Genomic DNA, 23,734 nt, shown 5'->3' with positions numbered 1-23,734 from the left:
GCTGATCCGACCGGGTGACAGACCCCCTCTGGGTCCCCCAGCATCACCCGCACGGCAGCCAAGCCCGCGGACAGCGTCGGCGGTGTCCGCCTTCCACGTTTTCACATCCGCTGACGGGCGGGCTAAACGTCGGCTAAACCAGCCAGTGCGGTCTCGACGGCCTCCGCGTACGGGGAGCGCATGCGCCGGTAGACGGCCAGTGCGAGGTTGAGTTCGAGGCGCGCGGCCTGCCCGCGACCCTGCTCCAGATGCAGCACGCCGAGCTGGTGGTGCAGCATCGCCTCGACGTAGGCCATGCCATAGGTCTGGGCCACTCGCAGGCCGTCACGGGCGTAGCCCTCGGCCTCGCCGTAGCGGCCCAGCTGCCGGCTGACCCAGCACAGGTTGGCCAGCGTGCGGGCGCCGTCCTCGTGGTTGCCGCCGTCCCGGTGCAGCTGGAACGCGCGCACGTAGTGGTCGAACGCCGTCTCGTCCTCGCCACGGTCCTGGGCCAGCACACCGAGGTTGTTCACGGCGATCGCCTCGCCTTGGCAGTCGCCGTTGCGGCGGTACAGGTCCAGCGCCGCGCGCAGGTACGTCTCGGCCTCGTCGTAGCGGCCGCGCTCGGTGAGGATGCCGCCCAGGTTGTCGCCGGCCAGCGCGATCAGCGCCGGGTCGTCCAGCTGCACGGCGATGGCGTGCGCCTCCTGGTAGCGCTCCAGCGCGAGGTCGTATTCACCGACGAGCTCTGCGGCGTTGCCCAGGCCGCGCAGCATGCGGGACTCGCCGTCACGGTCGCCGGCCGCCCGCGCGGCGCGCAGCCCCAGCTCGAACACCGCGGCCCAGTCAGACGTCAGCCCGCGCAGGTACATGTACGTGCGCAGGCACAGCGCGAGCTGCCATGTGTGTGAATGCAGGCCGGCGGTCGCGCCCAGTCGCACGGCGGCGACCAGGTTGGGCCACTCCGCGTCGAACCAGCGCAGCGCCTGCTCGGCCGAAGCCAGCATGGGGATCTCGACGATCTCACCGGTCACGGTCGGCACGTGGGCGTCGCGCGGCGGGCGGACCAGACGGTGCGCCCGGTCGGCCACGAGCAGGTAGAAGTTCACCAGTTTCTCAGCCGCCTGCGCGCGCTGCCGGTCGTCGAGCTCGGCCGCCGCGACCTCACGGGCGTGCAGCCGGATCAGGTCGTGCAGTGTGTAGCGGTCGGCCCGGGTCTCGGCCAGCAGGTGCGCGCTGGCCAGCTCACGCAGCCGGCGCCGCGCGGTCACCAGGTCCACCCCGGTCAGCGCGGCGACCACGTGCGGCGACACCGAACTGCCCTCGTGCACGCCGATCGCCCGGAACGTCTCAGCCAGGTCGGGATGCAGCGTCCGGTACGACACGTCGAACGCCCCGCGCACGCTGGTGTCGGCGTCCTCCAGGTCGAGGGCGCGCAGCCGGTGGTGCTCATCGGCCAGCTCGCTGACCAGGTCGTCAACCGTCCACTGTGGACTCGCGGCCAGTCGGGCGGCGGCGATGCGCAGGGCCAGCGGCAGATGCCCGCACAGCGCGGCCAGCCGCCGCAGCGAGTCGATCTCGGCGCTACGCCGCTGATGCCCCGTGGAGAAGTCCAGCAGCCGCACCGATGCCTCGCTGGACAGCGTTGTCAACGCCAACAGACGTGCGCCGCCCCGGGCCACAAGGCCGTCCAGACGGCGACGGCTGGTGACCACGACCAGCGAACCGGAGCCGGCCGGCAGCAGCGGCCGCACCTGCTCAGAGTCACGGGCGTCGTCCAGCAGCACCAGCACGCGACGCTCGGCCAACAGTGATCTGTACAGGCCGGCACGCTCGTTGAGGTCGAGCGGAATCGCCTCCGACGGCACGCCGAGGGCCAGCAGGAACTGGGTCAGCACCTCGGCCGGCGAGGTGGGTTCATGGCCGGGGTCGAAACCCCTCAGCGCGGCGAACAACTGGCCGTCGGGGAAGGCATCGGCGTTGCGGTGAGCCCAGGTCAGGGCCAGCGCGGTCTTGCCGATACCGGCCGGGCCGACCACACCGGCCACGGTGATGGCACCTTCGATACCGCCACCGTGCTGGATGCCGTCGAGCCAGGCCAGCTCCACGTCACGGCCGGCGAACGCGCTGGTCGCGGCGGGCAACTGGGCCGGGATGACCGGGCCGTAGACCTGCCGGCCGGGCCGTGTCGGCGTCGGCAGCCGCAGCGCCGGATCGTCCCGCAGCACCTGCTCGTGCAGCTGGCGCAGCTCGGGGCCGGGATCGATGCCCAGCTCCTCGGTGGCGTAGCGGTGGAACCGCCGGTACGAGACCAGCGCGTCGATCCGCCGCGCCGACCGGTACTGGGCCAGCATCAGCAGGCTGAGCAGCCGTTCCCGGAACGGATGATCGTCGACCAGCCGGCGCAGCTCGCCGATCACCTCGGCGTGCCGGCCCAGCTCGAGGTCGGCCGCGACCCGCTCTTCCACGGCGACCAGCCGCAGCTCGTCGATGTCGGGCTGGCCGATCTTCTGCAGCTGCGCGCCGGCCAGCACCGGACCCCGCCACAGGTCGAGCGCCTGCCCGAGCAGCTCGGACCGCTCGGCCGCCGGCCGGCCACCGGCGTCGCCGATCAGCCGCTTGGCCCGGTGCAGGTCGACCAGCTCGGGCTGCACCTGGAGCACGTAACCGGGCGGCTGGGTGCGAATGGACGCGGCGCCGCCGGCCTTGGCCAGGACGCGCCGGAGCTTCGAGACATAACCGTGCACGATCGTGCGAGCTGTCTCCGGCGGCTCGTCACCCCAGAGCGCATCGACGATACGGTCGAAGGACACCACCTGGTTGGCGTCGAGCACCAGCAACGCGAGCAGGCTGCGCACACCGGATCCCCCGAGCGCGGCCGGGCGCCCGTCGACCAGCAGCTGTACCGGACCGAGCACGCCGAACTCGAGCATGGCACCTGCTCGCTCGACGGTCGTGGACGGCAGCATCATTCGGGGCAGCTCCCTGAGGCGAGCGATGCGTCCAACTTACGGGAAGCCGTTAACCGTTCGTGAGGCGTCTCCCCGGAACAGGCTAACAAAAGACTACTCTAGGTAGTCAACCGTCACGCTACTAGGCCGAACGTGGTCACCCGGATGGCATGCAGCATGGGACGCGTGACCGGGGCCCGGCGTTCCCTCAGCCGAGCAATTTCGCCAGTCGCGCCCGCACGCTGGCCACCCACGGCGCGCCGATGTGGCCGAACGTGCGCAGTGCCTCTTCCCACACCGCACGGGCCGCGAGCTTGTCGCCGCGGTCCAGATGGACATCGCCCAGACCGCGCACGGCGTAACCCTCACGCAGCGCGGTGCCGCTGACCCGTGACAGGCGCACAGCCTCGGTGAAGCTCGCCTCCGCGTGGTCCAGCCAGCCCGCCGCCCGGTTGGTCTCGCCCAGGTGCACGCGCACCCACGCCTGCCGCTCGGAGTCGTCGTACTGCTGGTAGATGCGCAGCGCCTGCTGGTTGTAGGCCAGTGATGCCTCGTAGTCCCCGCTCAACCGGGCCAGCTCGCCGAGCGTGCTGAGCGGCTGCGCCTGCCGGTAGCGGTCGCCGAGCAGTCGGTACAGCGCGAGCGACTGCCGCGACAGCGCCATCGCCTCGTCGTGCCGGCTCAAGTGGAACAGCGACGACGCCGCGTGGGCCGACCCGAGCGCCACCACCGGCAGGTCGCCGTCGCCCTCGGCCAGTCGTCGGCACGCCTCGTGCTCGGCCAGTGCGCGCTCGTGCTCGCCCAACCGCCCGTAGAGCAGGCCAAGGCCGTGGTGCATGAGCGCCTCGCCGTTGCGGTCGCCGGCCGCCTTGGCGGCGGCCAACCCCAGCTCGTGGCTGGTGCGCCAGTCCTCCCACGGGCAGTGCGTGGCCAGGAAGTCCAGCTGTAGGCGGGCCAGCTGCCACACGCGCGTGTGGAAGGAGCCCTGGTGCGCGCCACGCAGCACGGACAGCAGGTTGCCGCGCTCCCGCTCAAACCACGCCAGCGCGTGGGCCCGGGTCTCCAGCCGCGGCGTGGCCACGAGCGAGCACAGCGACGGGGCCAGCGAGTCGGCCGGCGGGCGGATCAGCCGCCGGGCCCGGTCCGAGACCACGCAGTAGAACTCGAGCACGCGCGTGCCCACGGCGAACGCCTCGGCCTGCGTGAGCTCGGAGAACGCGACTTCACGGGCGTGCAATCGCACGAGGTCGTGCATGGTGAACCAGTCTTGGCTGGTCTCGGTGATGAGGTGCGCGGCGCTGAGCGCGCGCAGTGCCGTGCGGGCGGCGCTGACCGAGCCGTTGCTCATGGCGGCGACCAGGTGCGGGCCGAAGTTGGGGCCGGGGAAGAAACCCAGCAGCCGGAACACGGACGCGTACTCCGGCGGCAGCGTGCGGTAGGAGACGTCGAACGCCCGCCGCACGCTCACCTGCATGTCGTCGTCGTCATCCTCGATGTCCAGCACCTGGAGCCGGTGCCGTTCGTCGGCCAGCTCGTCGGCCAGCCGGGCCAGCGTCCCGTTGGGGGCCATGGCCAGCCGTGCGCCCACGATGCGCAGCGCCAGCGGAAGGTGACCACAAAGGTTTGCAATTCGTGACGCATTCACGGGATCGCGCTGCGACCAGCTGATGTCCGACACCTCGTCGAGCAGCCGCACCGCCTGCGGGCCCGGCAAAGTGCCCACCGGCACGTAGGCGGCGCCGTCCCGCGCGACCAGACCGTCCAGCCGGCGACGGCTCGTCACGATCGTCAGCGGACCCCGCCCGCCGGGCAGCAACGGACGCACCTGCTCCGAGTCGCGGGCGTCGTCCAGCATCACCAACACGCGCCGGCCGGCCAGCAGCGACCGATACAGCGCGGCCCTTTCAGCAAGATCGACCGGCACCGCCTGAGGGGCGACGCCCAGCGCGATCAGGAACCGTCGCAGCACGTCCGCCGGCTCGGCCGGCGGACGGTTCTGGTCGTAACCGCGCAGGCACACGAACAACTGGCCGTCCGGGAACTCCCGGGCCACCTGGCCGGCCCAGGTCACCGCCAGCGCCGTCTTGCCCGTGCCGGCCGCGCCGACGACAACGCCGAGCGTGGACGTGTCCTCCTGGAGCAAACGGTCCAGGCTGGACAGTTCCTCGTGACGACCGGTGAAACCGGTCGGCGCCGGCGGCAACTGCGCCGGCGCGACCACACCGGCGATCTCCACACTGGACGGCTCCGGCGGCAGCAGCGACGGGTCGTCGTACAGGATGCGGTCGTAGAGGGCCCGCAGCACCGGGTCCAGCGGCTGGTCGCGGCGGCCGGCCTGGATGCGCTCGTAGACCGCCAGCGCCTCGGCGCGGCGGCCCTGCCGGTGCAGCTCGGTCATCTGCCGGCCGACCAGGTCGCGGCGCAGCCCGTCCGGCAGCAGCGCGAGATCGGCGGCCGAGATGGCCGTCGGGTCGTGCACGTCGATGCGCTCGGGGTCGATGCGCAGCCGGTAGCCGAAGCGCTCGGTGATCAGCTCGGTGTCGCCGCCCGGATCGGCCTTGTCCAGCAGCACGCGCAGCTCGTCGGCCGCCTCGGTGTGCTCGGTCAGCACGATCTCGTTGGGGTGCAAGGCGATTCTCGTGAGAAGAGTGCAGGCCTCGGCCGAGTCGACGGGTAGTGGACCGTCGACCCCGAGGATCTCAGGCCGGCCGAGCAGGCGGATCAGAACACCGCCGCGACGGACTGCCGGATGCGCGCTGTGCACTCGCTGCCCCCGCCCCATCAGGTGGTTCTGACGGGCAAGCTACCGCCACCAAGGGTGGCCGGTCCTGGAGTTGCCGGGCCACAGGTCGAAAAACCCGGACATCTTTGCCCGATTCGTGGCCGTACGGCCGAGGTGACCAGGCGAAGCGGTCCCGCCGTCCGCTCCCGATTGCGGACGGCGGGACCGCGCTGCGCCAGTTTGGCCGCCAACAGCTCGGAACCCACCCCGAGCGGGGGTCCCGACCTGCCGGTGATCAAGGTCTGGCGAAGCGGAAGTGGCCTTGCGCCAACGGAATTGGCAAACCCGGCCGCTCCCCGGTTTGCGCGGCAACCGTAACAGAGCGCGTGTGACCGGTCACAGCCACCCCACCCTATCGGAGCATCACCCGTGTGCAGAAGAGCCGAACCAGGCGCGCAGCGCGACAACGGCACCGGCGGCCTCCTCTCCAACCCAGACGACATGCCCGTCCGGTCGCAGCAGTAAACCCGATCTCCGCACTTGATCGGTTCGGCCTGTGACCACGTCCACTCGACCGGCCCGAGGTCTTGTCACCGGGCTGCGTCCTTAATGGCGTTAAGCGTGCTCAGAACGGCATTAAGGTGTCAATCGTGAAACTCAGCCGGGATGCCGTCGTGCGGGCCGCACTGGAGCTGCTCGACGAGGTCGGGCTGGACGATCTCACGCTGCGCGGCGTGGCCGAGCGGCTGGACGTGCAGGCGCCCGCGCTCTACTGGCATGTCCGCAACCGTCAGGACCTGATCGATCAGATGGCCGCCGCGATGATCCGGGACGGCATCGGCGGCCTCGCGCCCGACGGCGCGTGGATGGACCAGCTCGGCGACATCGCCCGGGCCTACCGGCAGACCCTGCTGTCCCATCGGGACGGTGCCCGGGTGCTGGCCGAGTCGTGCACCGCCGACCCCGCCGTCAACCGGCTCGGCGAGCTCGCCCTGCGCATGCTGACCTCCGCCGGTTTCACCACCCAGGACGCCATGCGCGCCCTCGTCGCCCTGATCAGCTACGTCTCCGGCTTCGTGGCCGACGAGCAGTCCTCCCGGCCTCGCTACGAGGAGCCGGACCCGGTGTTGTTCCCCCTGCTCACCGCAGCCGGCACTGGAAACCACACGCCCGAGAGCTTCAAATACGGCCTCGAACTCCTGCTCAGCGGCCTCCGCCTGGCCCGCCTCTCGGTCTGAGCCGTCCAGTCCTTCAGGCAGTTAGCCGGGTCAGAGACAACAAGGCGTCACCCCTGACCCGGCTGTCAACCACATGAATCCTACTTGACCGGGAGCGAAGAGACCTTCTTCTCGACGCTGACCTCGAACGCGTGGTCCGCGATCCTTACCTTGTAATGGGCCCGCACGTGAAGAGCGCCCCTGTAGTGCGCACCAGGGGTCGTGTCACCTTCGCTCAACAACCTCACGACAGCACTCTCGCTACGCCACGCCGCCCAGTTCATGAACGTTGCATCGCAGTCCACACCACGGTTAACACTTTCACAAGCACCGGAAAAACTGTGGCGACAACCCGGCCCACGTTCCACGCACATCTCCTCTCAATGCTTCCCGCCACGACTTGGACGACACCGCCAAGGCGCGAACGATCCACAAAAGCACACCAATGAATTGAGTGCCGAGGACGCAAGGTGTATAGTGCCACGCGAAGCCAACACCCTCCGAGCAGGCGATCACCTGCGCCCTCGGCGGTCAATGCTTCGTGGTTGGTGACGTTCGGCGGGGTCACATCCCTCGAACGTCACCAACCATCAAAACTGAACGCAATTACAATACGATCGGCTTCGGCATCACCTCCCCTCGCCGAAATGCCAACATCTGCCGCTTTTCTCCACGCAGCCAATTGTTCCATGCTTTGATGTACAGGGCGATATGGTCACGAGCCTCCGAACGCGGGCGACGGTGCCCCTGCGCGCGCGAATTCATAAAGAACGCCCGAAGCGCCAGGCGAGAATCTCCCACCTCCAAACGAGCGCCAGTAACAATGCCACGAAACCACTCTTCGGAGTCGGCCGATTCCCCACTGCCGCGCTCAGTGATATAGATCGCGGCAGCACAGGCCGACGAGATGATCCCAATGGCCGCCGCAACCGATCGAGCCCGCCGGACACAGTCGCCAACGCCGGGGTGCAACTTATGCAGGGCCAGCACCTGATCATTAGTCATACGCGCCCTTGCGCCACTCCAAGCCGCATTCGCCGGAAGCTCGTCGTACAGACCTATGTATCGCAATGCAGCGGCAGTATGATTTGCATCTGCCACTCCGCTCAATCGAAGGCTGTCGGTCGCAGAGCGCTTCTTCCCGGTGTCCACGACGCTAAAGGTGGATCTCTCGACGCCGCGAACCACAAGCATCTTCACCGACATCTTCGACTTAACTATGGCAGCCAATCGATGCTGCCCGTCAAGCAAATTTCCGCCGGAATCAACGGCTATACCCTGATGGCTGAGTCGCCATTCTCCACGACGCATCGCCGCCGCATAACGGTCCACCGTCGCAGAGTCCAGGAGCCGATTATTTACGTTCTGCCGAAGAAGGGCAGCCGCACTGTCAGCGTCCAACTCTTCCACTTCCGACACAAATCCCTCAGGGGCGCACGGCAAGTCGGGCAAGAGAGCCCCCTTGCTGCTATACCGAGTCACAGACCCTTCCTTCGCTCGCATCCAAATCTGATGACAGCACCGTCGAAGATGATCATCAGCGAGCTAACGCTAGCAGCGCCGAACGCCGCCAGTGACCACATGCGGCCTCCCTCGAAGAACTTCACCCCAGCGTGTACACAGCACGGCCCGTCGGCCGACTGAAGCCCGTACAGCAGGGCTCCGTCGACGGTGCGTCGAGCTCGTTTTCTGTAAGCGAGTCGCCTACCAATGTCGCCACGATCATGCGAGGTCAAGGCCGTGATATGAAGTTTATTCACATGGTTATGTAGGCTTCTTCATCCTTCGGCGGGCGACCTGTCCCACAGTTGACACTGCAGTGCATTGTCTGGCGTTACTGACGTGGATTGCCGACTTACAGCCGGAAAGTATGTAACCTCGTTCACCGACGTCAGACCACGTCGGCAACGAGGTAGGGGTCGAGGGCGGCGGATCGGTGGACGGCGAGATCGTCGTCGACGGCGAAGACGAGGCAGCCCGGTTGGGTGTCGGCCCAGGCGGCGCCGGCGCGACCCATGGCAAACGCGGCCGTGGCAACACAGTCGGCGGTGGTCAGGTCGCCGGCCACGACCGTGACGCTGAGCAGGCCGCGGGCCGGCCGGCCGGTGCGGCCGTCGAGAATGTGCTCGCCCCGTTCGTACGTCGCCGAGGTGGCCACGGCCAGGTCGCGAACGCCGAGCACGGCACACATGCGGTCGGCCTGCTCGGGATGACGGATGCCGACCAGCCAGGGCCGTCCCGGCTCCGGCTCCCCGGCGGCCACGACGTCGCCGCCGGCGTTGAGGCAGAACCGTTGGGCGCCGTTGCGGCGGAGCGCGTCGGCGGCACGCTGCACGGCCCAGCCCTTCACCACGCCGCACGGGTCGAAGGAACGGCCGGGCGGGGTGGCAGTGAACGCACCGTCGCTGATGCGCTCGTAGTGCCGGCAGATGTCGATCACCTCGGCCAGTTCGGCCGACACCTCGGCAACCTCGCCCCGGCCGTAGCGGCTGACCTCGCTGTCCGGCCGGAACGGGCTGAACCGGGCATCCACCCGCCGCAGGTCGGCGTACAGCGGCGCGACGTCGACCGGGTCACGGACGTCCACCGAGACCGGCATCCCCATCACCTGTTCGACGTGCCGCATGACGTCAACAATGGGCGGCCAGCCTGTGGCCCGGCTGTGGGAGTTCTGTCGGCCAGCTGTCGAACGGGGCGTCGAGTCGTCATGAAACCCACAGCTGAGCCACCATGGTCACGTGCGAGCTGACAAGGCGGAAGCCCCGGTCCGACTGCTGGTCGTCGACGACGAGCCCCACATCGCCGACCTGGTGGCCACGGTGGCGAAGTACGAGGGCTGGCAGGCCCGCGTCGCCAACAACGGCTCGGCGGCGCTGACCGAGGCGGCGGCGTTCAACCCGGACATCGTCGTGCTCGACCTCATGCTGCCCGACCTGGACGGCTTCACCGTGCTCGACCGGCTGCGGTCCAGCGGCGCGATGGTGCCGGTGGTGTTCCTGACCGCCAAGGACGCCACCGCCGACCGGGTCGCCGGCCTGACCCGCGGCGGCGACGACTACCTGGTCAAGCCGTTCGCGGTGGAGGAGCTGATGGCCCGGCTGCGGGCCGTGCTGCGCCGCACCACCGGTCCCGGCTGGAAGCGCTCGGTGCTGGCCGTCGAGGATCTCGAGCTGGACGAGGACACCCGCGAGGTACGCCGCGGCGAGCAGCAGGTGTCGCTCACGCCGACCGAGTTCGAGCTGCTGCGCTACCTGATGCGGCGGTCGCCGGCCGTGCTGACCAAGGCACAGATCCTCGACCACGTCTGGGACTACGACTTCGGCGGCCGGTCCAACGTGGTCGAGCTGGTCATCTCGCACCTGCGCAGCAAGATCGACAACGGCAACGAGCCGCTGATCCACACGATCCGCGGCGTCGGCTATGTGGTCCGCCGGGCCACGTGATGAAGCGATTGACGGCCGCGTGGCGGCGGCTGCGGCTGGGCACCCAGCTGGCGCTGGCCCTCGGCGCACTGGCGTTGGTGGTGTTCGGCCTGGTCGGCATCGTGACGACCTCGCTGCTGCATCAATACCTGGACAACCGGCTCAGCGACCAGTTGTCCACCACGCTGGCCCAGTTCAAGGCGTCCAAAGGCTCGATCGGGCTGCCGCAGCCGGGCAAGATCGGCCACACCTCCGAGCACGACCCGCCGATCGGCATCCGCGTGACGTTCGGGCCCGGCAGCAACGTCTTCCTCAGCGACAGCAACCCCGCTCATGCACCGGTGGACGACAAACAGGTGATCGCGCTGGCCGAGCGGGCGCTGGTCGCCGGTCCCGGCCCGCTGCACCCCGAGACCTACATCGTGGCCGGCGGCAGCAGGTACCGGTTCATGTCGGTGACGATTCCCGGTGTGGCCAAGCAGGTCGCCGTGGTCGGACTGTCCGAAGAGGACAGCGAGGCCACGATCCGCCGGATGATCATGGTCAACCTGGTCTGCTTCGGCCTCGCACTGATCGTGCTTGTCCTTGTCGGACAACAGGTTCTGCGGCGCGGGCTGCGGCCGCTGGCCGGCATGGCCGCCACCGCGCACACCGTCGCCTCCACCGACCTGACCGCCAACGCCGTCGACCTTTCGGTACGGGCCAAGGGCGAGGGCGGTGGCATCGAGGTCGAGGAGCTGCGGTCCGCGTTCAACGTGATGATCGATCACATCGAGCAGTCGCTGGTCGCCCGGTCGGCCGCCGAGCAGCGGCTGCGGCAGTTCGTCGCCGACGCCTCGCACGAGCTGCGCACCCCGCTCACGTCGATCCGGGGCTACGCCGACCTGTTCGCGTACGCCGCGGCCAACGAGCCCGCCGAGCGCGAGCGGCACCTCGGGCGGATGCGGGAGGAAGCCGGGCGGATGAGCCTGCTGCTCGACGACCTGTTGCTGCTGGCCCGCCTCGACGGCGCCGAAGCGCCGCTGCGGCCTGAGCCCGTCGACCTGGTCGAGATCGCCGTGGCCGCCGCCGACGGCTTCCAGGCCGCCCGGTCCGACCATCCGTTCACCTTGGAGGTCGAGCCGTCGTCGCTACCCCTGGTCGGCGATCCCATGCGGCTTCGGCAGGTGCTCGACAACCTGCTCACCAACGCCGCCGTGCACACCGATCCCGGCACTCCCGTGACACTGCGGCTGCGGGCCGAGCCCGGCTGGGCCGTCGCCGAGATCGCCGATGGCGGGCCCGGCATCAGTCCCGAGAACCAGGCCAAGGTGTTCGACCGCTTCTACCGCGTCGACGACTCCCGCACGCGGGGCAGCGGCGGGACCGGGCTCGGGTTGTCCGTCGTGCACTCGCTCGTCACCGCGCACGGTGGCGCCGTCTCCTTGCAGAGCCAGCCCGGCGCCACCGTGTTCACCGTGCGGTTGCCGCTGTCAGCCGGCCAGGTGTGACGTCGCCCAGAGGTCGATGCCCGACTCCACCGCGTGCTTGTCGATCGCCGCCAGCTCGTCGTCGGTCAGCGGCGGGGCATCCAGCGCCGCCACGTTGTCCTCCAGCTGACGGATCGAGCTCGCCCCGATCAGCGCCGACGTCACCCTCGGGTCCCTCAGCGACCACGTCAGCGCCAGCTGCGCCAGCGACTGGCCGCGCTGCTGGGCGATGTCGTTCAGGGCCCTGATCCGAGCCAGGTTCTCGTCCGACAGCAGGTTCGTCGACAGCGACTTGTCCTGCGAGGCACGGGATCCCTCCGGGACGCCGTTCAGGTACTTGTCCGTCAGCATGCCTTGGCCCAGCGGCGAGAAGGCGATGCAGCCCGCGCCCACTTCGTCCAGCGCGTCCAGCAGCTCCGCCTCGATCCAGCGGTTCAGCATCGAGTAGGACGGTTGGTGGATCAGCAGCGGCACTCCCGCCGTGCGCAGGATCTCCGCCGCTTCGCGGGTCTTCGTCGCCGAGTAGCTGCTCACTCCCACGTACAGCGCTTTGCCTTGCTGGTAGGCGCTCACCAGCGCGCCCATCGTCTCTTCCAGCGGCGTGTCCGGGTCGAAACGGTGCGAGTAGAAGATGTCCACGTAGTCCAGGCCCATCCGCTTCAGCGACTGGTCCAGGGAGGCCGTGAGGTACTTCCTGCTACCCCATTCCCCGTACGGGCCCGGCCACATGTCGTAGCCCGCCTTCGTGGAGATCACCAGCTCGTCCCGGTACGGCTTGAGGTCGTCGCGCAGCATCTTGCCGAAGTTGGCCTCCGCGCTCCCGTACGGCGGGCCGTAGTTGTTGGCCAGGTCGAAGTGCGTGATCCCCAGGTCGAACGCCCGGCGCACGATCCCCCGGCCCAGCTCGTACGGCCGGTCGTCGCCGAAGTTGTGCCACAGCCCCAGCGAGATCCCCGGCAGCCGCAGGCCACTGCGCCCACACCGCCGGTAGCTCATGTCCTCGTAACGCCCACCCGCCGCCTCGTACGGCACCGTCCCGCCTCCTCGCCCGCGCCACCCGAACGGACGCGAGTCTAGGTGCGTTTCAGGTCACGGGCTCAGCACAGCGGGGTCGAACGTGACCGGCACGGGAGCCGCTTTGATGGTGACGGTCTCCCCAGGCACAGCGGTCAGCTCCTCCACGTACTGGCCGTTTTCGAGGCGGTAGGCGGTGACCGAGACATCGCCGAACCGGTCCTGGTGGAGAGCCCAGAAGTAGGGCACTCCGGCGTTCGCATAGGCGATGATCTTGCTTTCACGCTCGTCGCGCGTGTTGCCCGGCGACCAGACCTCCGCGGCCAGCACCAGATTCTTCGCCTTGACGCTCGTTCCGAACGGCCTGATGTCGATCACCACAACGTCCGGAACGAGTCCCGTGCGCAGCAGCGAGCTGATCTCCGCAGCAACAGCGGTCACCACGTTCAGGTCGTCGCGGCCGGCCTCGCGGAGGGCGCGCCTGAACAGCAATCGGAGCTCGTCGCCGGCGAACTGGTGCTGTATGGAGGGCGCCGGACTCACGTGAAAGTACCCCAGGATCAGTTCAAGGCGGGACCCGTCCTCGGGTTGATCGGCCGCCAGCCAGTCTTCGATCGTGTGCTGGCCGATCGGGTGCGCGAGCGCTGCGCTCACCGGAATCTCCTCCTCGGCTCGACTCACGACCACCCTCCCATGAACTGCCGACAATCCATCTACCTGCATTTTCATCTCATTGTGCCGTCAAGTCGACTCGATCGTGACCAACCGCCCGATCGCTGGCGGGCGCGCGGGGCTCATGGGCGGGACAATCGACCTGAGGGCCGGCGTGCGGAAGGACGCGTGATGACCGACAACAGCACCCAGATCAGGGTCGACGCGGGCAGGTTGTGGGCGGGGGCGGCGGCAACGGCGCTGGTCGCGGGGCTGATCGCGGTGGTGGGCATCCTCATCGCCCGAGGGCTGGTCCAGGTGGAGGTGCTGGCCCCGAAGGGCGAGGGGGTGTGGGGCAACGCCAACACGGTGACGTACGCGCTGGTGTCGGCGGCGATCGCGCTGGCGGCGACGGGGCTGCTGCATCTACTGCTGGTCACCACGCCGAGGGCGACGGTGTTCTTCACGTGGATCATGGTCCTGCTGACGCTGATCGCGGTGGTTCTCCCGCTGAGCCTGCCGGTGGACCTGGCCAGCCGGGTGACTACGGGCCTGATCAACCTGGCCATCGGCCTGGCGGTGACGGGCATCCTGACCAGCTTCGCACCGGGCACGGTGCGGATCGAGCCCCGCAGCGCCACATCGGCCCGTACGACGAGACGGTGGAGTGGCGCGGCGAGCAGTGATCAGCGCGGGGCCAGGTGCAAGGCGGTCCTGATGGCGGCGTCCTCGTCGGAGCCGTCATGGCCGTCGGCATCGGCCAGGGCGTCGTCGAGGCTGTCGGAGTCGGTGGCGGCGGCCGCCCGCTGACGGTCGGCCAGCTCGAGCTGCTTGGCGGCGACGAGCGCGTCGACGGAAGCCTGGGCGTTGGTCGGCCAAGGACCGGCCTTCAGGACGTCGATCTCCTTCTGCAACACGGGAAGGGACCGCACGACGACGTCCCGCTCCGACGTCCAGGTCGGGGCGTCGTACTCCTCGTCCACGATCTTGTCGTACGGACCGACGGCGTCCAGGTAGCGCTTCTGGTCGTCGGTGTAGGGCAGCCCGGCGTCCTTGACGTGCCCGGTGATCTTGAAGTTGTCGATCCGCCGGAAGAAGCAGATCACGGTCCGGTCCCCGCGTGTCCACGACGACTCCTGCGGGAACAGGTAGTGCACGGCGAAGTCGGGGTAGTTCAGCCCGGCGGTGAGCCAGTGGTCGGCGTCGTCGGGGCACCGATGCTCGCCGATGGCCTGCACGGCGGTCAGCCCGGGATAGGACACCGATGTGAGGGGTTCGCTGGCGAACGCCTCGGCGTCGTGCGGCTGGGCGCAGTCGATCACGCTGACGGCGGAGGACTTGCTGTTCGGGTCCCGGTCGAAGCACTGACCGGGCTTGAGCGAGAAGCCGGTGGACGAAGCGCCGCTGGACTGCGTGGTCGGTCCGAGGGCCGCGCCGACAATGGCCAGGCAGATGAAGGCGATCACGAGGAAGATCCAGACGCTGGACACGGCGATGCCGGCGATGGCCAGCCCCCGACCGCGCTGCCCGGTCCGCTTGATGTCGGACAGCGCGATGATGCCGAACACCAGCCCCAGCACCAGCCCGCCGACCGGCCCGAGGATGCCCAGCACCAGCGACGTGACGGCGAAGCCGTTGACGCTCGGCCGCCAGCCGGGCGGCACGCCGTAGGGCATGCCGCCCGGAATCCACGGCGCCGCCTGTGCGGGCGGCATGGCCGGATAGTTCTGGTACGCGGGCTGCTCGGGCTCGGTCGACATGTCCGGATTACCCCCTTGGCGGACAGCCCCAAGGTTACCGCCCCGACGAAGCGGCTTTAGTGCAGCGGCTGGAGGTGCAGGGCCGCCCGGACGGCATCGGTTTGGTCGGCGCCGCTGTGGCGGCCGGCGGCGTCCAGGGCATTGGTCAGAGAGCCCCGGTCGGGGGCGGCCGCGGCCTGTTGCCGGTCGGCCAGCTCCACCTGCTTGGCGGCGATGAGCGCGTCGACGGCGGCCTTGGCGTCGGCCGGCCACGGACCAGCCTTCAGCACGTCGATTTCCTTTTGCAGCACCGGAACCGCCCGCACGGCGGCGTCGTGCTGATCGGGCCAGGTCACCGCCGCGTCCTGCGCCCGCACGGCCGCGTCGTACGGCTGGGACACCCTCAGGTAGCGGTTCTGCTCGTCGGTGTAAGGCACGCCGGTGTCCTTGACCAGACCGGTCATCGGCTGGTCGTCGTGCCGGTGGAAGAAGCACTTGATGGTCCGGTCGCCCCGCGCCCACGCCGTGTCCTCCGGAAAGAGGAAGGCGACCCCGATGTCGGGGTGGTTCATGCCGGGCGGAAGGGCCTTGATGACATCGACCGGGCACTTGCCCTTGGCGAACTCCTCGACGGCGGTCTTGCCGGGGTAGGTCGGCCACGGCGCCGGCTCCACCGCGAACACCTCGCCGTAGTGCGGCTGGGCGCAGTCGACCGGAGTTGAGGCGCCGGCCTGGTTGATCGGGGCCCGTTGGAAGCACTGGCCGGCCTTGAAGTTGTAGCTGACCGCGGCGGCCGGCGTCTCGCGCATCGCGTGCAGCACGCCGCCGTAGAAGATCACCATCCACAGCGCGACCCACGCCCCGGTCAGCACGAGCCCGGCGATGGCCAACCCCTTGCCGCGCTGGCCGGTCCGCCTGATCTTGCCGAGCGCGACGATGCCGAAGATCAGCCCGAGCGGGATGCCGCCGATGAGGCCGAAGATCAGCGACGCGACGGCGAAGCCGCTGATGCCGCGCCGGCCGGGCGGCATTCCGTACGGGTCGAACGACTGGCCCTGCATGCCGTACGGCTGGTAGGGCGGCCCGAAGGACTCGCCCCGCATGCCGACGGGCTCGGTGCCGAACGACTCGCCCTGCATGCCGTACGGCATGTCCGGCTGGTTCTGCTCAGGATCAAATGACATCTCGACAAACCACCGTTTCTCCCCTTAACGGACAGCGAGGATCAAGGCCTCGCCGCCGATACCTGAGCTGTTAAATACCACTAACAAGCGAATTCAGAAAGTCGCGATGGACTGCACAGCGACACGGGGTCAGACTTCGGCCATGAAGGCACTGGTCAAGGTCGACGCGGCGCCGGGTCTCGAGCTCACGGACGTGCCGGACCCGCAGGTGGGGCCGGCGGACGTGGCGGTGAAGGTGCTGCGCACCGGCATCTGCGGCACCGACCTGCACATCGACTCCTGGGACGACTGGGCGGCCCGCAACGTGAAGCCGCCGCTGGTTCTCGGCCACGAGTTCGTCGGCGAGGTGGTGGAGACCGGCCGCAACGTCACGGGCGTCAAGGTCGGCGACCTGATCAGCGGCGAGGGCCACCTGGTCTGCGGCACCTGCCGCAACTGCAAGGCCGGCCGCCGCCACCTGTGCGCCAACACCCGCGGCCTCGGCGTGCACAGCAACGGGGCGTTCGCGCAGTACGCGGTGCTGCCCGAGACGAACGCCTGGGTGCACCGCACCGAGGTGGACCTGGACGTGGCGGCGATCTTCGACCCGCTGGGCAACGCGGTGCACACGGCGCTGTCCTTCCCGGTCATCGGCGAGGACGTGCTGATCACCGGCGCCGGCCCGATCGGCATCATGGCCGCGGCCATCGCCCGGCACGCCGGCGCCCGCCACGTGGTCATCACCGACGTCAGCGAGCACCGGCTGGAGCTGGCCCGCAAGGTCGGCGTGAGCCTGGCCCTGAACGTGGCCGAGTCGACGCTGGCCGACGCCTTCAAGCAGCTGAACATGACCGAGGGCTTCGACGTCGGCATGGAGATGTCCGGCCAGCCCAGCGCGTTGCAGGAAATGATCGCCAACATGTCGCACGGCGGCCGTATCGCCATGCTGGGCCTGCCGGCCAAGGAGTTCCCGGTGGACTGGGGCTCGGTCGTGCTGAAGATGCTGCACCTGAAGGGCATCTACGGCCGGGAGATGTTCGAGACCTGGTACTCGATGTCGGTGCTGCTCCAGGCCGGCCTCGACGTGGCCCCGGTGATCACCCACAAGTTCCACTACACCGAGCACAAGACGGCCTTCGACACGACACGGGCCGGCCGCTGCGGCAAGGTGCTACTCGACTGGACGGAGAAGTGATGTACGGCGCGATGCGGGACGACCTGCGGGCCGGGCTGGCCGAGATCCGCGAGGCCGGGCTGTACAAGGCCGAGCGGGTCCTCGGCTCGCCGCAGGCGGCGCAGGTCAGCGTCACCGGCGAGCACGTGCTCAACTTCTGTGCCAACAACTACCTCGGCCTGGCCGACCACCCGGTGCTGGTCAAGGCGGCGCACGAGGCGCTGGACCGCTGGGGCTTCGGCATGGCCTCGGTGCGCTTCATCTGCGGCACGCAGGAGCTGCACAAGCAGCTCGAGGCCAAGCTGTCGGAGTTCCTCGGCACCGAGGACACGATCCTCTACAGCTCCTGCTTCGACGCCAACGGCGGCCTGTTCGAGACGCTGCTGACCGACCAGGACGTGGTCATCTCCGACGAGCTCAACCACGCCTCGATCATCGACGGTGTCCGGCTGTGCAAGGCCAAGCGCCAGCGCTACCGCAACCGCGACATGGCCGACCTCGAGCGGATCCTGCAGGAGTCCAAGGACGCCCGGTACCGGCTGATCGCCACCGACGGCGTGTTCTCCATGGACGGCTACCTGGCGCCGCTGGACCAGATCTGTGAGCTGGCCGAACGCTATGACGCCCTGGTCATGGTCGACGACTCGCACGCGGTGGGCTTCACCGGCCCGACCGGCCGCGGCACGCCGGAGCTGTTCGGCGTGACCAACAAGGTGGACATCGTCACCGGCACGCTGGGCAAGGCGCTGGGCGGCGCGAGCGGCGGCTACGTGTCGGCGCGCGCGGAGATCGTGGAGATGCTGCGACAGCGCTCGCGGCCGTACCTGTTCTCCAACTCGCTGGCCCCGTCCATCACCGGCGCCGCGCTGGCCGCGCTCGACCTGCTCAGCTCGTCCGGCGAGCTGCTGGACCGGCTGCGGGCCAACACCGAGCTGTTCCGTCGCCGGATGACCGAGGAGGGCTTCGACCTGCTGCCCGGCGAGCACCCGATCATCCCGGTGATGATCGGTGACGCGGCCAAGGCCGGCCGGATGGCCGATCTGCTGCTGGAGCAGGGCATTTACGTGATCGGCTTCTCGTACCCGGTGGTGCCGCACGGCAAGGCCCGCATCCGCACGCAGATGTCGGCCGCGCATTCCCTTGACGACGTGAACCGTGCGGTCGACGCCTTCGTCGCGGCACGGTCCAAGATGGACGGATGATCGATCCTCGACGGCTGCGGGTGCTGCGGGCACTGGCCGATCACGGCACGGTGACCGCGGCGGGGCTGGCGCTGCATCTGACGGCGTCCGCCGTGTCGCAGCAGTTGGCCGCGTTGGAGACGGAGACCGGGCAGCAGCTGCTGCGCCGCAAGGGCCGGCGGGTGTGGCTGACGCCGGCCGGCGAACTGCTGGTCGTGCACGCCAACGCCGTGGCGGCCGAGTTGGAACGGGCCGAGGCCACGCTGGCGGCGTTCACCGCCGGCGTGCGCGGCCCGGTCCGGCTGGCCAGCTTCGCCTCGGCCATCACGCAGGTGGTCGCGCCGGCCGTGGCCGCACTGCGGGCCGGCGCCCCGGACGTGACGCTGCTCGTGCAGGATGCCGAGGGCCACGCCAGCGTGCCATTGCTGCTGGACGGCGAGATCGACGTCGCCATCACCGAGGAGTACCGGACCGCGCCGCGGACCGACGACCGCCGGCTGACGCGTTTTCCGTTGTACGTGGAGCCTTTTGACGTCGTGCTGCCCGAAGACCACGAGCTGGCCGATCGGTCCGAAGTGGATGTCAGCACACTCGCCGACGAGGACTGGATCGCCCCGCTACCCGGAAACCCTTGCCGTGACGTGCTTTTACTGGCCTGTCCGGACGCGCGGATCCGACACACCTCCGACGACTTCAGCGCCATCGTGGCCCTGGTCGCCGCTGGTGCCGGCGTGGCTTTGGTGCCACGTAACGCCTTCACCGAAAAGCCCGGCGCGGTGGCCGTTCCCGTCAAGGGGAATCAGTCGCTGCGCCGGGTGTTCGCCGCTGTGCGCAAGGGAAGCGAGGACCATCCGCTGATCCGGCTGGTCCTCGCCGCCCTGGTGCGCGGTCAGGCGATCGCGTAACCGTTGCTGCCCAGGCCCGTAGCGCCGCTCACGCCGGGAACCGGTACCGGCACAAGGCTCTTGGCGCGCTCATTGCCGTCGCCGAGCAGGCCGTCCTGGCCGCCGCCCCAGGCGTATTCCTTGCCGTCCGAGGTCACGGCGTAGCCGCTGAGGACGCCGGCCCCGATCGCCCGCACGCCAGCCAGGTTCTTCACCTTGACCGGACTGTCCACATAGGACGTATGTTCGGTGCCGTCGCCAAGACTGCCGTTCCAGCCGAAGCCCCAGGCCCACACTGTGCCGTCGGCGCGCAGCACGTAGTTGGAGCCCCCTGCCGCCACCGCCCGGGCGTTGCTCACGCCCGGCACCCGCACCGGCGCGTTGTCCTGACGGTCGGTGTCGCGCGGACCCCACTGCCACAAGCTGCCGTCGGACCTCACGGCGAGACCTGGCGCGATCTTCGTGACGTTGCCGAGTCCCTTGACCCGCACCGGAATCCCGGCCGCGCAGTTCGGCTGCTGGTCGCCGTCGCCGGCCTTGCTCTCACAGTCCGTGCCGATGGTGCCGTTACCGAGCTCGCCCGCCTTGTTCCAGCCCCAGCTCCACACCGTGCCATCGGCCTTGACCGCGTACGTGTGGTCGAGGTCGCCGGCGATCGCCACGACGTGGTTCAGCTCGGTGACCTGGACCGGCGTGTCGTACTGGCCGTGCGGGAAGCCCGGGCCCAGGTGCTTGTAGGCGTTCTGGCCCCACACCCACACCGTGCCGTCGGCGCGCAGCGCCACCTGCGCCGACACCGCGACGATGTTCGACAGCCCGGGAATCTTCACCGGGAACGGCGCGTAGCTGCGGTACGTGGGCGAGCCCTGTACGTCGCCCGACCCCACCGGCCCGGCGCCCAGCGCGCCCTTCGCGCTCCAGCCCCAGGCCCACACCGAGCCGTCGGAGCGCACGGCATAGCGGGTGGGGCCGTAGTCGCTCACCGCGACGACGGAGTCGAGGCCGTACACCGCGGCGGCCGCGGTGATGCCGCCGACGGTGCCGTTGCCGGCCTGGCCGTCGGAGTTGGTGCCGAAGCCGTACACACAGCCGCGCTGGCAGGCCGTCCGCGCGGGCGCGAAGTAGCCGGCGATCTCGGCGAGCACGTCGACCTGGCCGTGGAAGTTGTAGAGGTCGAGCGCACGGTCCGCGCTCACCGCTATGACGGCCAGGTTCTCCACGGTCCGGCCGGGAGTCGCGCTGATCGTGCGGGCCGACGGCCGCTGCTGATCGGCCGGGTGCGCGCTGACGTACGTCGCGACGGAAACGTTGGTGGCGGTCAGGTTGACTACCGCCGCCGTCGCGCCAGCGGGTAGCCAGCCGCTCAGATCGAGGCGGTGTTCCGCGCCTTCGGTGATCGGATCACGCGGTTTGCCGTCCCAGCTGCGAGTGTCGAGCACCCGCAGTTGGGACACCGGGTAGAAGGCCTGCGTGGATTGCGGCGAGTAGTAGCCGGCCAGGTCCGCGCTCAGGTCCACCGTGCCGGCCGCGTTGGCCAGCGTCACCTTGCGGTCGGCGCTCAGGCCCACGGTCACCAGGTTCGGCGTGTCCTCCCCCGGCGTCGCGGTGAGGTTGGCCGTCGACGGCTTCGGCTGGCCGGCGGCGTATGCCGTGACAGCGCTCGACGCCGTCGCATTCGCGGCCGTCAGGTTGAAGGTCACCGCCGTCGCACCCGCCGGGACCTGCGCCGACAGGTCGAGCGTGATCGTCCCGTCCGGCCCGACCGGGGTGGCGTCCATGACTCGCTGCGGGTTGAGCGGCGTGTACTTCGCCGTGCCGTTGGCCGAGTAGTAGCCGGCGAGGTCGATCACCGCCTCCACCGCGTTCGGGCCGGCCGCCACGGTGAGGCTGTGGTTGCCGATCGGCACCACCGCCAGGTTCGCCCTGGTCTCGCCGGCCCGGAGGTTCACCGTCGGCTCGCCGAGCGCCGGCAGGCTGAGCGTCGTCGGCCCGTCCGGGTTCGCCCCGGTCACGTTGACCAGCACCGCCACCGCGTCGTCCGGCACCTGCGGCACCGCGAAGGTGCTGCGACCATTCGCCGGGATCCTGGTGTCTTGCACTCGACTGGGGCTCACCACCGTGAACCCGAGTCCCGATGTCCGTTGCGGCGCCGCCTGCGCCGCCGGAACCGCTAACGAAGACGCCGCGGCGACCGCGGCCACGAGCATGCCAATCCTGGCGAGCGGCATGTGCTTTCCCCTGCACTGGGCACTGTCCCGACTCGCCGGAGACCTTGGCACGGCCCAAATCGCCCACACCAGACTTGTCGGCCAGCAGCACCCCTAGGTGCAGAACGGAATTTTCGGCGCAACCCGCGGCCGAGGTCGGACGACCGCGCGCGGGGAAGGAGATCAGATGGAGTGGGGTGGAGCCGGCGGCGGGACTTGAACCCGCAACCCCTCGCTTACAAGGCGAGTGCTCTGCCAATTGAGCTACGCCGGCACGGCCGCGCTCATCGTAAACACCTCACGCTGGCATCACCTGTGTGTTCTGGTCTGCTCAGGGTAGAACCGCGTTCCTCCTTCTGGACGTCGCCTCAGCCGCTCGGGTGGCGCGTACCGCCGCTGACCAGGGCGGAAGCGACGGGCACCATGGGTGGTCGCGGTCCGCCGATCGGGGTAACCCGGCGGAGCGTGTCGGAGACCACGTCCACGCCCTTGCAACGGTTGGGTGAACGGGACCGATCCTGCGTACGGACGATCGAGGAGGAACGAGCAGTGCGGCAGACCCGGGGGACGCGGGCGAACTTCTGGCGACGGCGGCGGCTGGCGGTGCCGGCGACGGCGGCGACGGGCGTGGAAGTAGGCCCCGAGCTGCCGTCGGACGCGACGGTGAACCTCGTGCTGGATCTCGCGCTGCGCATCGGCGAGGTCCAGTTGGCCAGCGGCGCGGCCGCCGCGGACGTGGCGTCGACGCTCGTGCAGGTGACTTCGGCCTACGGTTTGCCCCGCTGCGAGGTCGATGTGACGTTCATCTCGATCTCCGTCTGCTGCCATCGCGGCACCGCCGCGTCGCCGGTGATGTCCATGCGCGTGGTCCGTTCCCGCGGCCTCGACTACACCCGCCTGGCCGGCCTGGAAGCCCTGGTCCGCCGGGTGATCGCCGGCCGCGTGACGGCCGAGGAGGCGTCGACCGAACTGGACGCGATCAGTGCCGCCCAGCACCCGTACCCGCGCTGGCTGGCCACGATGGCGTGGGCGGCGATGGCGGCTTCGGTGGCCCTGCTGCTCGGCGGCGGCCCGATGATGGCGCTGGTCGCGGCGGTGGTGACGGCGGCGGTGGACCGCGTCGGCCGCATCCTCAACCGGTTCAACCTGCCGTTCTTCTTCCAGCAGGTGGTCGGCGGCGCGCTCGGCGCGGCCGGGGCGCTGATCGCCACGGCCACCGGCCTGGTGCCGCCCAACCAGCTGTCCCTGGTGGTCGCGGCCGGGATCGTGGTGCTGCTGTCCGGGCTGTCGGTGGTCAGCTCGGTGCAGGACGCGATCAACGGCTACAACGTCACGGCGTCGGGCCGCACCATGGAGACGCTGCTGATGTCGGTCGGCCTGATCACCGGCGTCGCCTTCGCGCTACGCATCGGCGTGCACTTCGGCATCGGCTCCACGCTGGCCCCGGTGTCCCCGCTGAGCTTCGGCACGGTGCCGATCCAGATCGTCACCGGTGCGGCCGCCGCGGTGTTCTTCGCGTTGGCCAGCTACGGCCAGCCCCGGGCGCTGCTCGTCGCCGGCATCGCCAGCGCGATGGGCGTCGGCGCGTACAGCACGCTCCAGGCCGCCGGCGCCGACGTGCTGACCGGTTCCGCGCTGGCCGCCGTGCTGATCGGCTTCTGCGGCCAGCTGCTGGCGCGACGGCTGAGGGTGCCGCCGCTGGTGGTGGGGATCTCCGGTCTCACGCCGCTGCTGCCCGGTCTCACCACGTATCGCGGGCTGTACCAGTTGACGGTGCAAGGCGACGTGGCCGGCCTGTCCACGCTCGTGCTGGCCATGGGCATCGGGCTGGCGCTGGCCGCCGGCATGGTGCTCGGCGAATTCCTGGCCCACCCGGTCCGAACCCGCCTCGGCCGGCTGGAACGACGCCTGCGTTCCGCCGATTCCTGAGCCGGTTTCCCAGGTCCCTTGGCCCGTACACC

General features: G+C 69.6%; 17 protein-coding genes, 1 tRNA gene and 1 pseudogene. 8 read left to right on the top strand and 11 right to left on the bottom strand.

Going from position 1 to position 23,734, the window contains the following annotated elements; translation table 11 throughout:
* Positions 1–122: 122 nt before the first annotated feature.
* The 3 genes from M3Q35_RS36260 to M3Q35_RS49000 form a co-directional block, all read right to left on the bottom strand.
* Positions 123–2,951 (bottom strand): AfsR/SARP family transcriptional regulator, encoded by a 2,829-nt coding sequence (locus M3Q35_RS36260; RefSeq protein WP_273937056.1) that lies wholly within the window; start codon positions 2,949–2,951, stop codon positions 123–125.
* A 187-nt stretch (positions 2,952–3,138) separates the two neighbouring features.
* Positions 3,139–5,712, bottom strand: coding sequence for an ATP-binding protein (locus M3Q35_RS36255; protein WP_273937055.1), 2,574 nt, complete (start codon positions 5,710–5,712; stop codon positions 3,139–3,141).
* A gap of 363 nt (positions 5,713–6,075) precedes the next feature.
* On the bottom strand, positions 6,076–6,246 hold the full coding sequence (locus tag M3Q35_RS49000; protein ID WP_379794420.1) for an aromatic-ring hydroxylase C-terminal domain-containing protein: 171 nt from the start codon (positions 6,244–6,246) through the stop codon (positions 6,076–6,078).
* A gap of 56 nt (positions 6,247–6,302) precedes the next feature.
* On the opposite strand from M3Q35_RS49000, the gene M3Q35_RS36250 reads away from it, so the two are divergent.
* A complete protein-coding gene (locus M3Q35_RS36250; protein ID WP_273937054.1) occupies positions 6,303–6,890 on the top strand; it encodes a TetR/AcrR family transcriptional regulator C-terminal domain-containing protein in 588 nt (195 codons plus the stop codon).
* A gap of 585 nt (positions 6,891–7,475) precedes the next feature.
* On the opposite strand, the gene M3Q35_RS36245 is transcribed toward M3Q35_RS36250, so the two are convergent.
* Both M3Q35_RS36245 and M3Q35_RS36240 read right to left on the bottom strand, forming a co-directional pair.
* Positions 7,476–8,279, bottom strand: coding sequence for a hypothetical protein (locus tag M3Q35_RS36245; RefSeq protein ID WP_273937053.1), 804 nt, complete (start codon positions 8,277–8,279; stop codon positions 7,476–7,478).
* Positions 8,280–8,760: 481 nt separating this feature from the next.
* Positions 8,761–9,495 carry an FAD:protein FMN transferase gene (locus M3Q35_RS36240; RefSeq protein ID WP_273937052.1) on the bottom strand — a complete coding sequence of 245 codons (735 nt, stop codon included), beginning with the start codon at positions 9,493–9,495 and terminating at the stop codon, positions 8,761–8,763.
* Positions 9,496–9,607: 112 nt separating this feature from the next.
* On the opposite strand from M3Q35_RS36240, the gene M3Q35_RS36235 reads away from it, so the two are divergent.
* Both M3Q35_RS36235 and M3Q35_RS36230 read left to right on the top strand, forming a co-directional pair.
* The gene (locus M3Q35_RS36235) at positions 9,608–10,312 is read left to right on the top strand and encodes a response regulator transcription factor (protein ID WP_273937051.1); all 705 of its coding nucleotides are present in this window, start codon (positions 9,608–9,610) and stop codon (positions 10,310–10,312) included.
* On the top strand, positions 10,312–11,781 hold the full coding sequence (locus M3Q35_RS36230) for a sensor histidine kinase (protein WP_273937050.1): 1,470 nt from the start codon (positions 10,312–10,314) through the stop codon (positions 11,779–11,781). The genes M3Q35_RS36235 and M3Q35_RS36230 overlap by 1 nt, the downstream gene beginning before the upstream one ends.
* Here the strand turns inward: M3Q35_RS36230 and mgrA are convergent.
* Positions 11,764–12,792, bottom strand: coding sequence for an L-glyceraldehyde 3-phosphate reductase (gene mgrA / locus M3Q35_RS36225; protein ID WP_273937049.1), 1,029 nt, complete (start codon positions 12,790–12,792; stop codon positions 11,764–11,766). The two genes, M3Q35_RS36230 and mgrA, sit on opposite strands and share 18 nt — an antisense overlap.
* 57 nt (positions 12,793–12,849) lie before the next feature.
* Entirely contained in the window at positions 12,850–13,428 is a 579-nt protein-coding gene (locus tag M3Q35_RS36220; RefSeq protein ID WP_273937048.1) for a Uma2 family endonuclease, read from the bottom strand.
* Between the two features lie 189 nt (positions 13,429–13,617).
* On the opposite strand from M3Q35_RS36220, the gene M3Q35_RS36215 reads away from it, so the two are divergent.
* On the top strand, positions 13,618–14,235 hold the full coding sequence (locus tag M3Q35_RS36215; RefSeq protein WP_337960509.1) for a DUF6069 family protein: 618 nt from the start codon (positions 13,618–13,620) through the stop codon (positions 14,233–14,235).
* A gap of 281 nt (positions 14,236–14,516) precedes the next feature.
* Here M3Q35_RS36215 and M3Q35_RS48605 read toward each other — a convergent pair.
* Both M3Q35_RS48605 and M3Q35_RS36205 read right to left on the bottom strand, forming a co-directional pair.
* Positions 14,517–15,101, bottom strand: a pseudogene (locus tag M3Q35_RS48605) (DUF4190 domain-containing protein); the annotation flags it as partial.
* A gap of 140 nt (positions 15,102–15,241) precedes the next feature.
* Positions 15,242–16,348, bottom strand: coding sequence for a DUF4190 domain-containing protein (locus tag M3Q35_RS36205; RefSeq protein ID WP_273937046.1), 1,107 nt, complete (start codon positions 16,346–16,348; stop codon positions 15,242–15,244).
* A 142-nt stretch (positions 16,349–16,490) separates the two neighbouring features.
* Between M3Q35_RS36205 and tdh the strand changes: the two genes are divergently transcribed.
* From tdh to M3Q35_RS36190, 3 genes are read left to right on the top strand one after another with little or no spacing between them, the layout of a single operon-like run.
* A complete protein-coding gene (tdh, locus tag M3Q35_RS36200) occupies positions 16,491–17,522 on the top strand; it encodes an L-threonine 3-dehydrogenase (protein ID WP_273937045.1) in 1,032 nt (343 codons plus the stop codon).
* Positions 17,522–18,703 carry a glycine C-acetyltransferase gene (locus M3Q35_RS36195; RefSeq protein WP_273937044.1) on the top strand — a complete coding sequence of 394 codons (1,182 nt, stop codon included), beginning with the start codon at positions 17,522–17,524 and terminating at the stop codon, positions 18,701–18,703. The genes tdh and M3Q35_RS36195 overlap by 1 nt, the downstream gene beginning before the upstream one ends.
* Positions 18,700–19,587, top strand: coding sequence for a LysR family transcriptional regulator (locus tag M3Q35_RS36190; protein ID WP_273937043.1), 888 nt, complete (start codon positions 18,700–18,702; stop codon positions 19,585–19,587). The genes M3Q35_RS36195 and M3Q35_RS36190 overlap by 4 nt, the downstream gene beginning before the upstream one ends.
* Here the strand turns inward: M3Q35_RS36190 and M3Q35_RS36185 are convergent.
* Both M3Q35_RS36185 and M3Q35_RS36180 read right to left on the bottom strand, forming a co-directional pair.
* A complete protein-coding gene (locus M3Q35_RS36185) occupies positions 19,572–21,665 on the bottom strand; it encodes an RCC1 domain-containing protein (RefSeq protein ID WP_273937042.1) in 2,094 nt (697 codons plus the stop codon). The genes M3Q35_RS36190 and M3Q35_RS36185 overlap by 16 nt on opposite strands.
* Before the next feature lie 306 nt (positions 21,666–21,971).
* A tRNA-Thr gene (locus M3Q35_RS36180) sits at positions 21,972–22,047 on the bottom strand.
* Between the two features lie 275 nt (positions 22,048–22,322).
* Between M3Q35_RS36180 and M3Q35_RS36175 the strand changes: the two genes are divergently transcribed.
* Positions 22,323–23,702, top strand: coding sequence for a threonine/serine exporter family protein (locus M3Q35_RS36175; RefSeq protein WP_273937041.1), 1,380 nt, complete (start codon positions 22,323–22,325; stop codon positions 23,700–23,702).
* Positions 23,703–23,734: the final 32 nt, after the last annotated feature.

This window comes from Kutzneria chonburiensis, assembly GCF_028622115.1.
Taxonomy (GTDB): domain Bacteria; phylum Actinomycetota; class Actinomycetes; order Mycobacteriales; family Pseudonocardiaceae; genus Kutzneria; species Kutzneria chonburiensis.
This window is presented reverse-complemented; position numbering and strand designations above follow the sequence as displayed.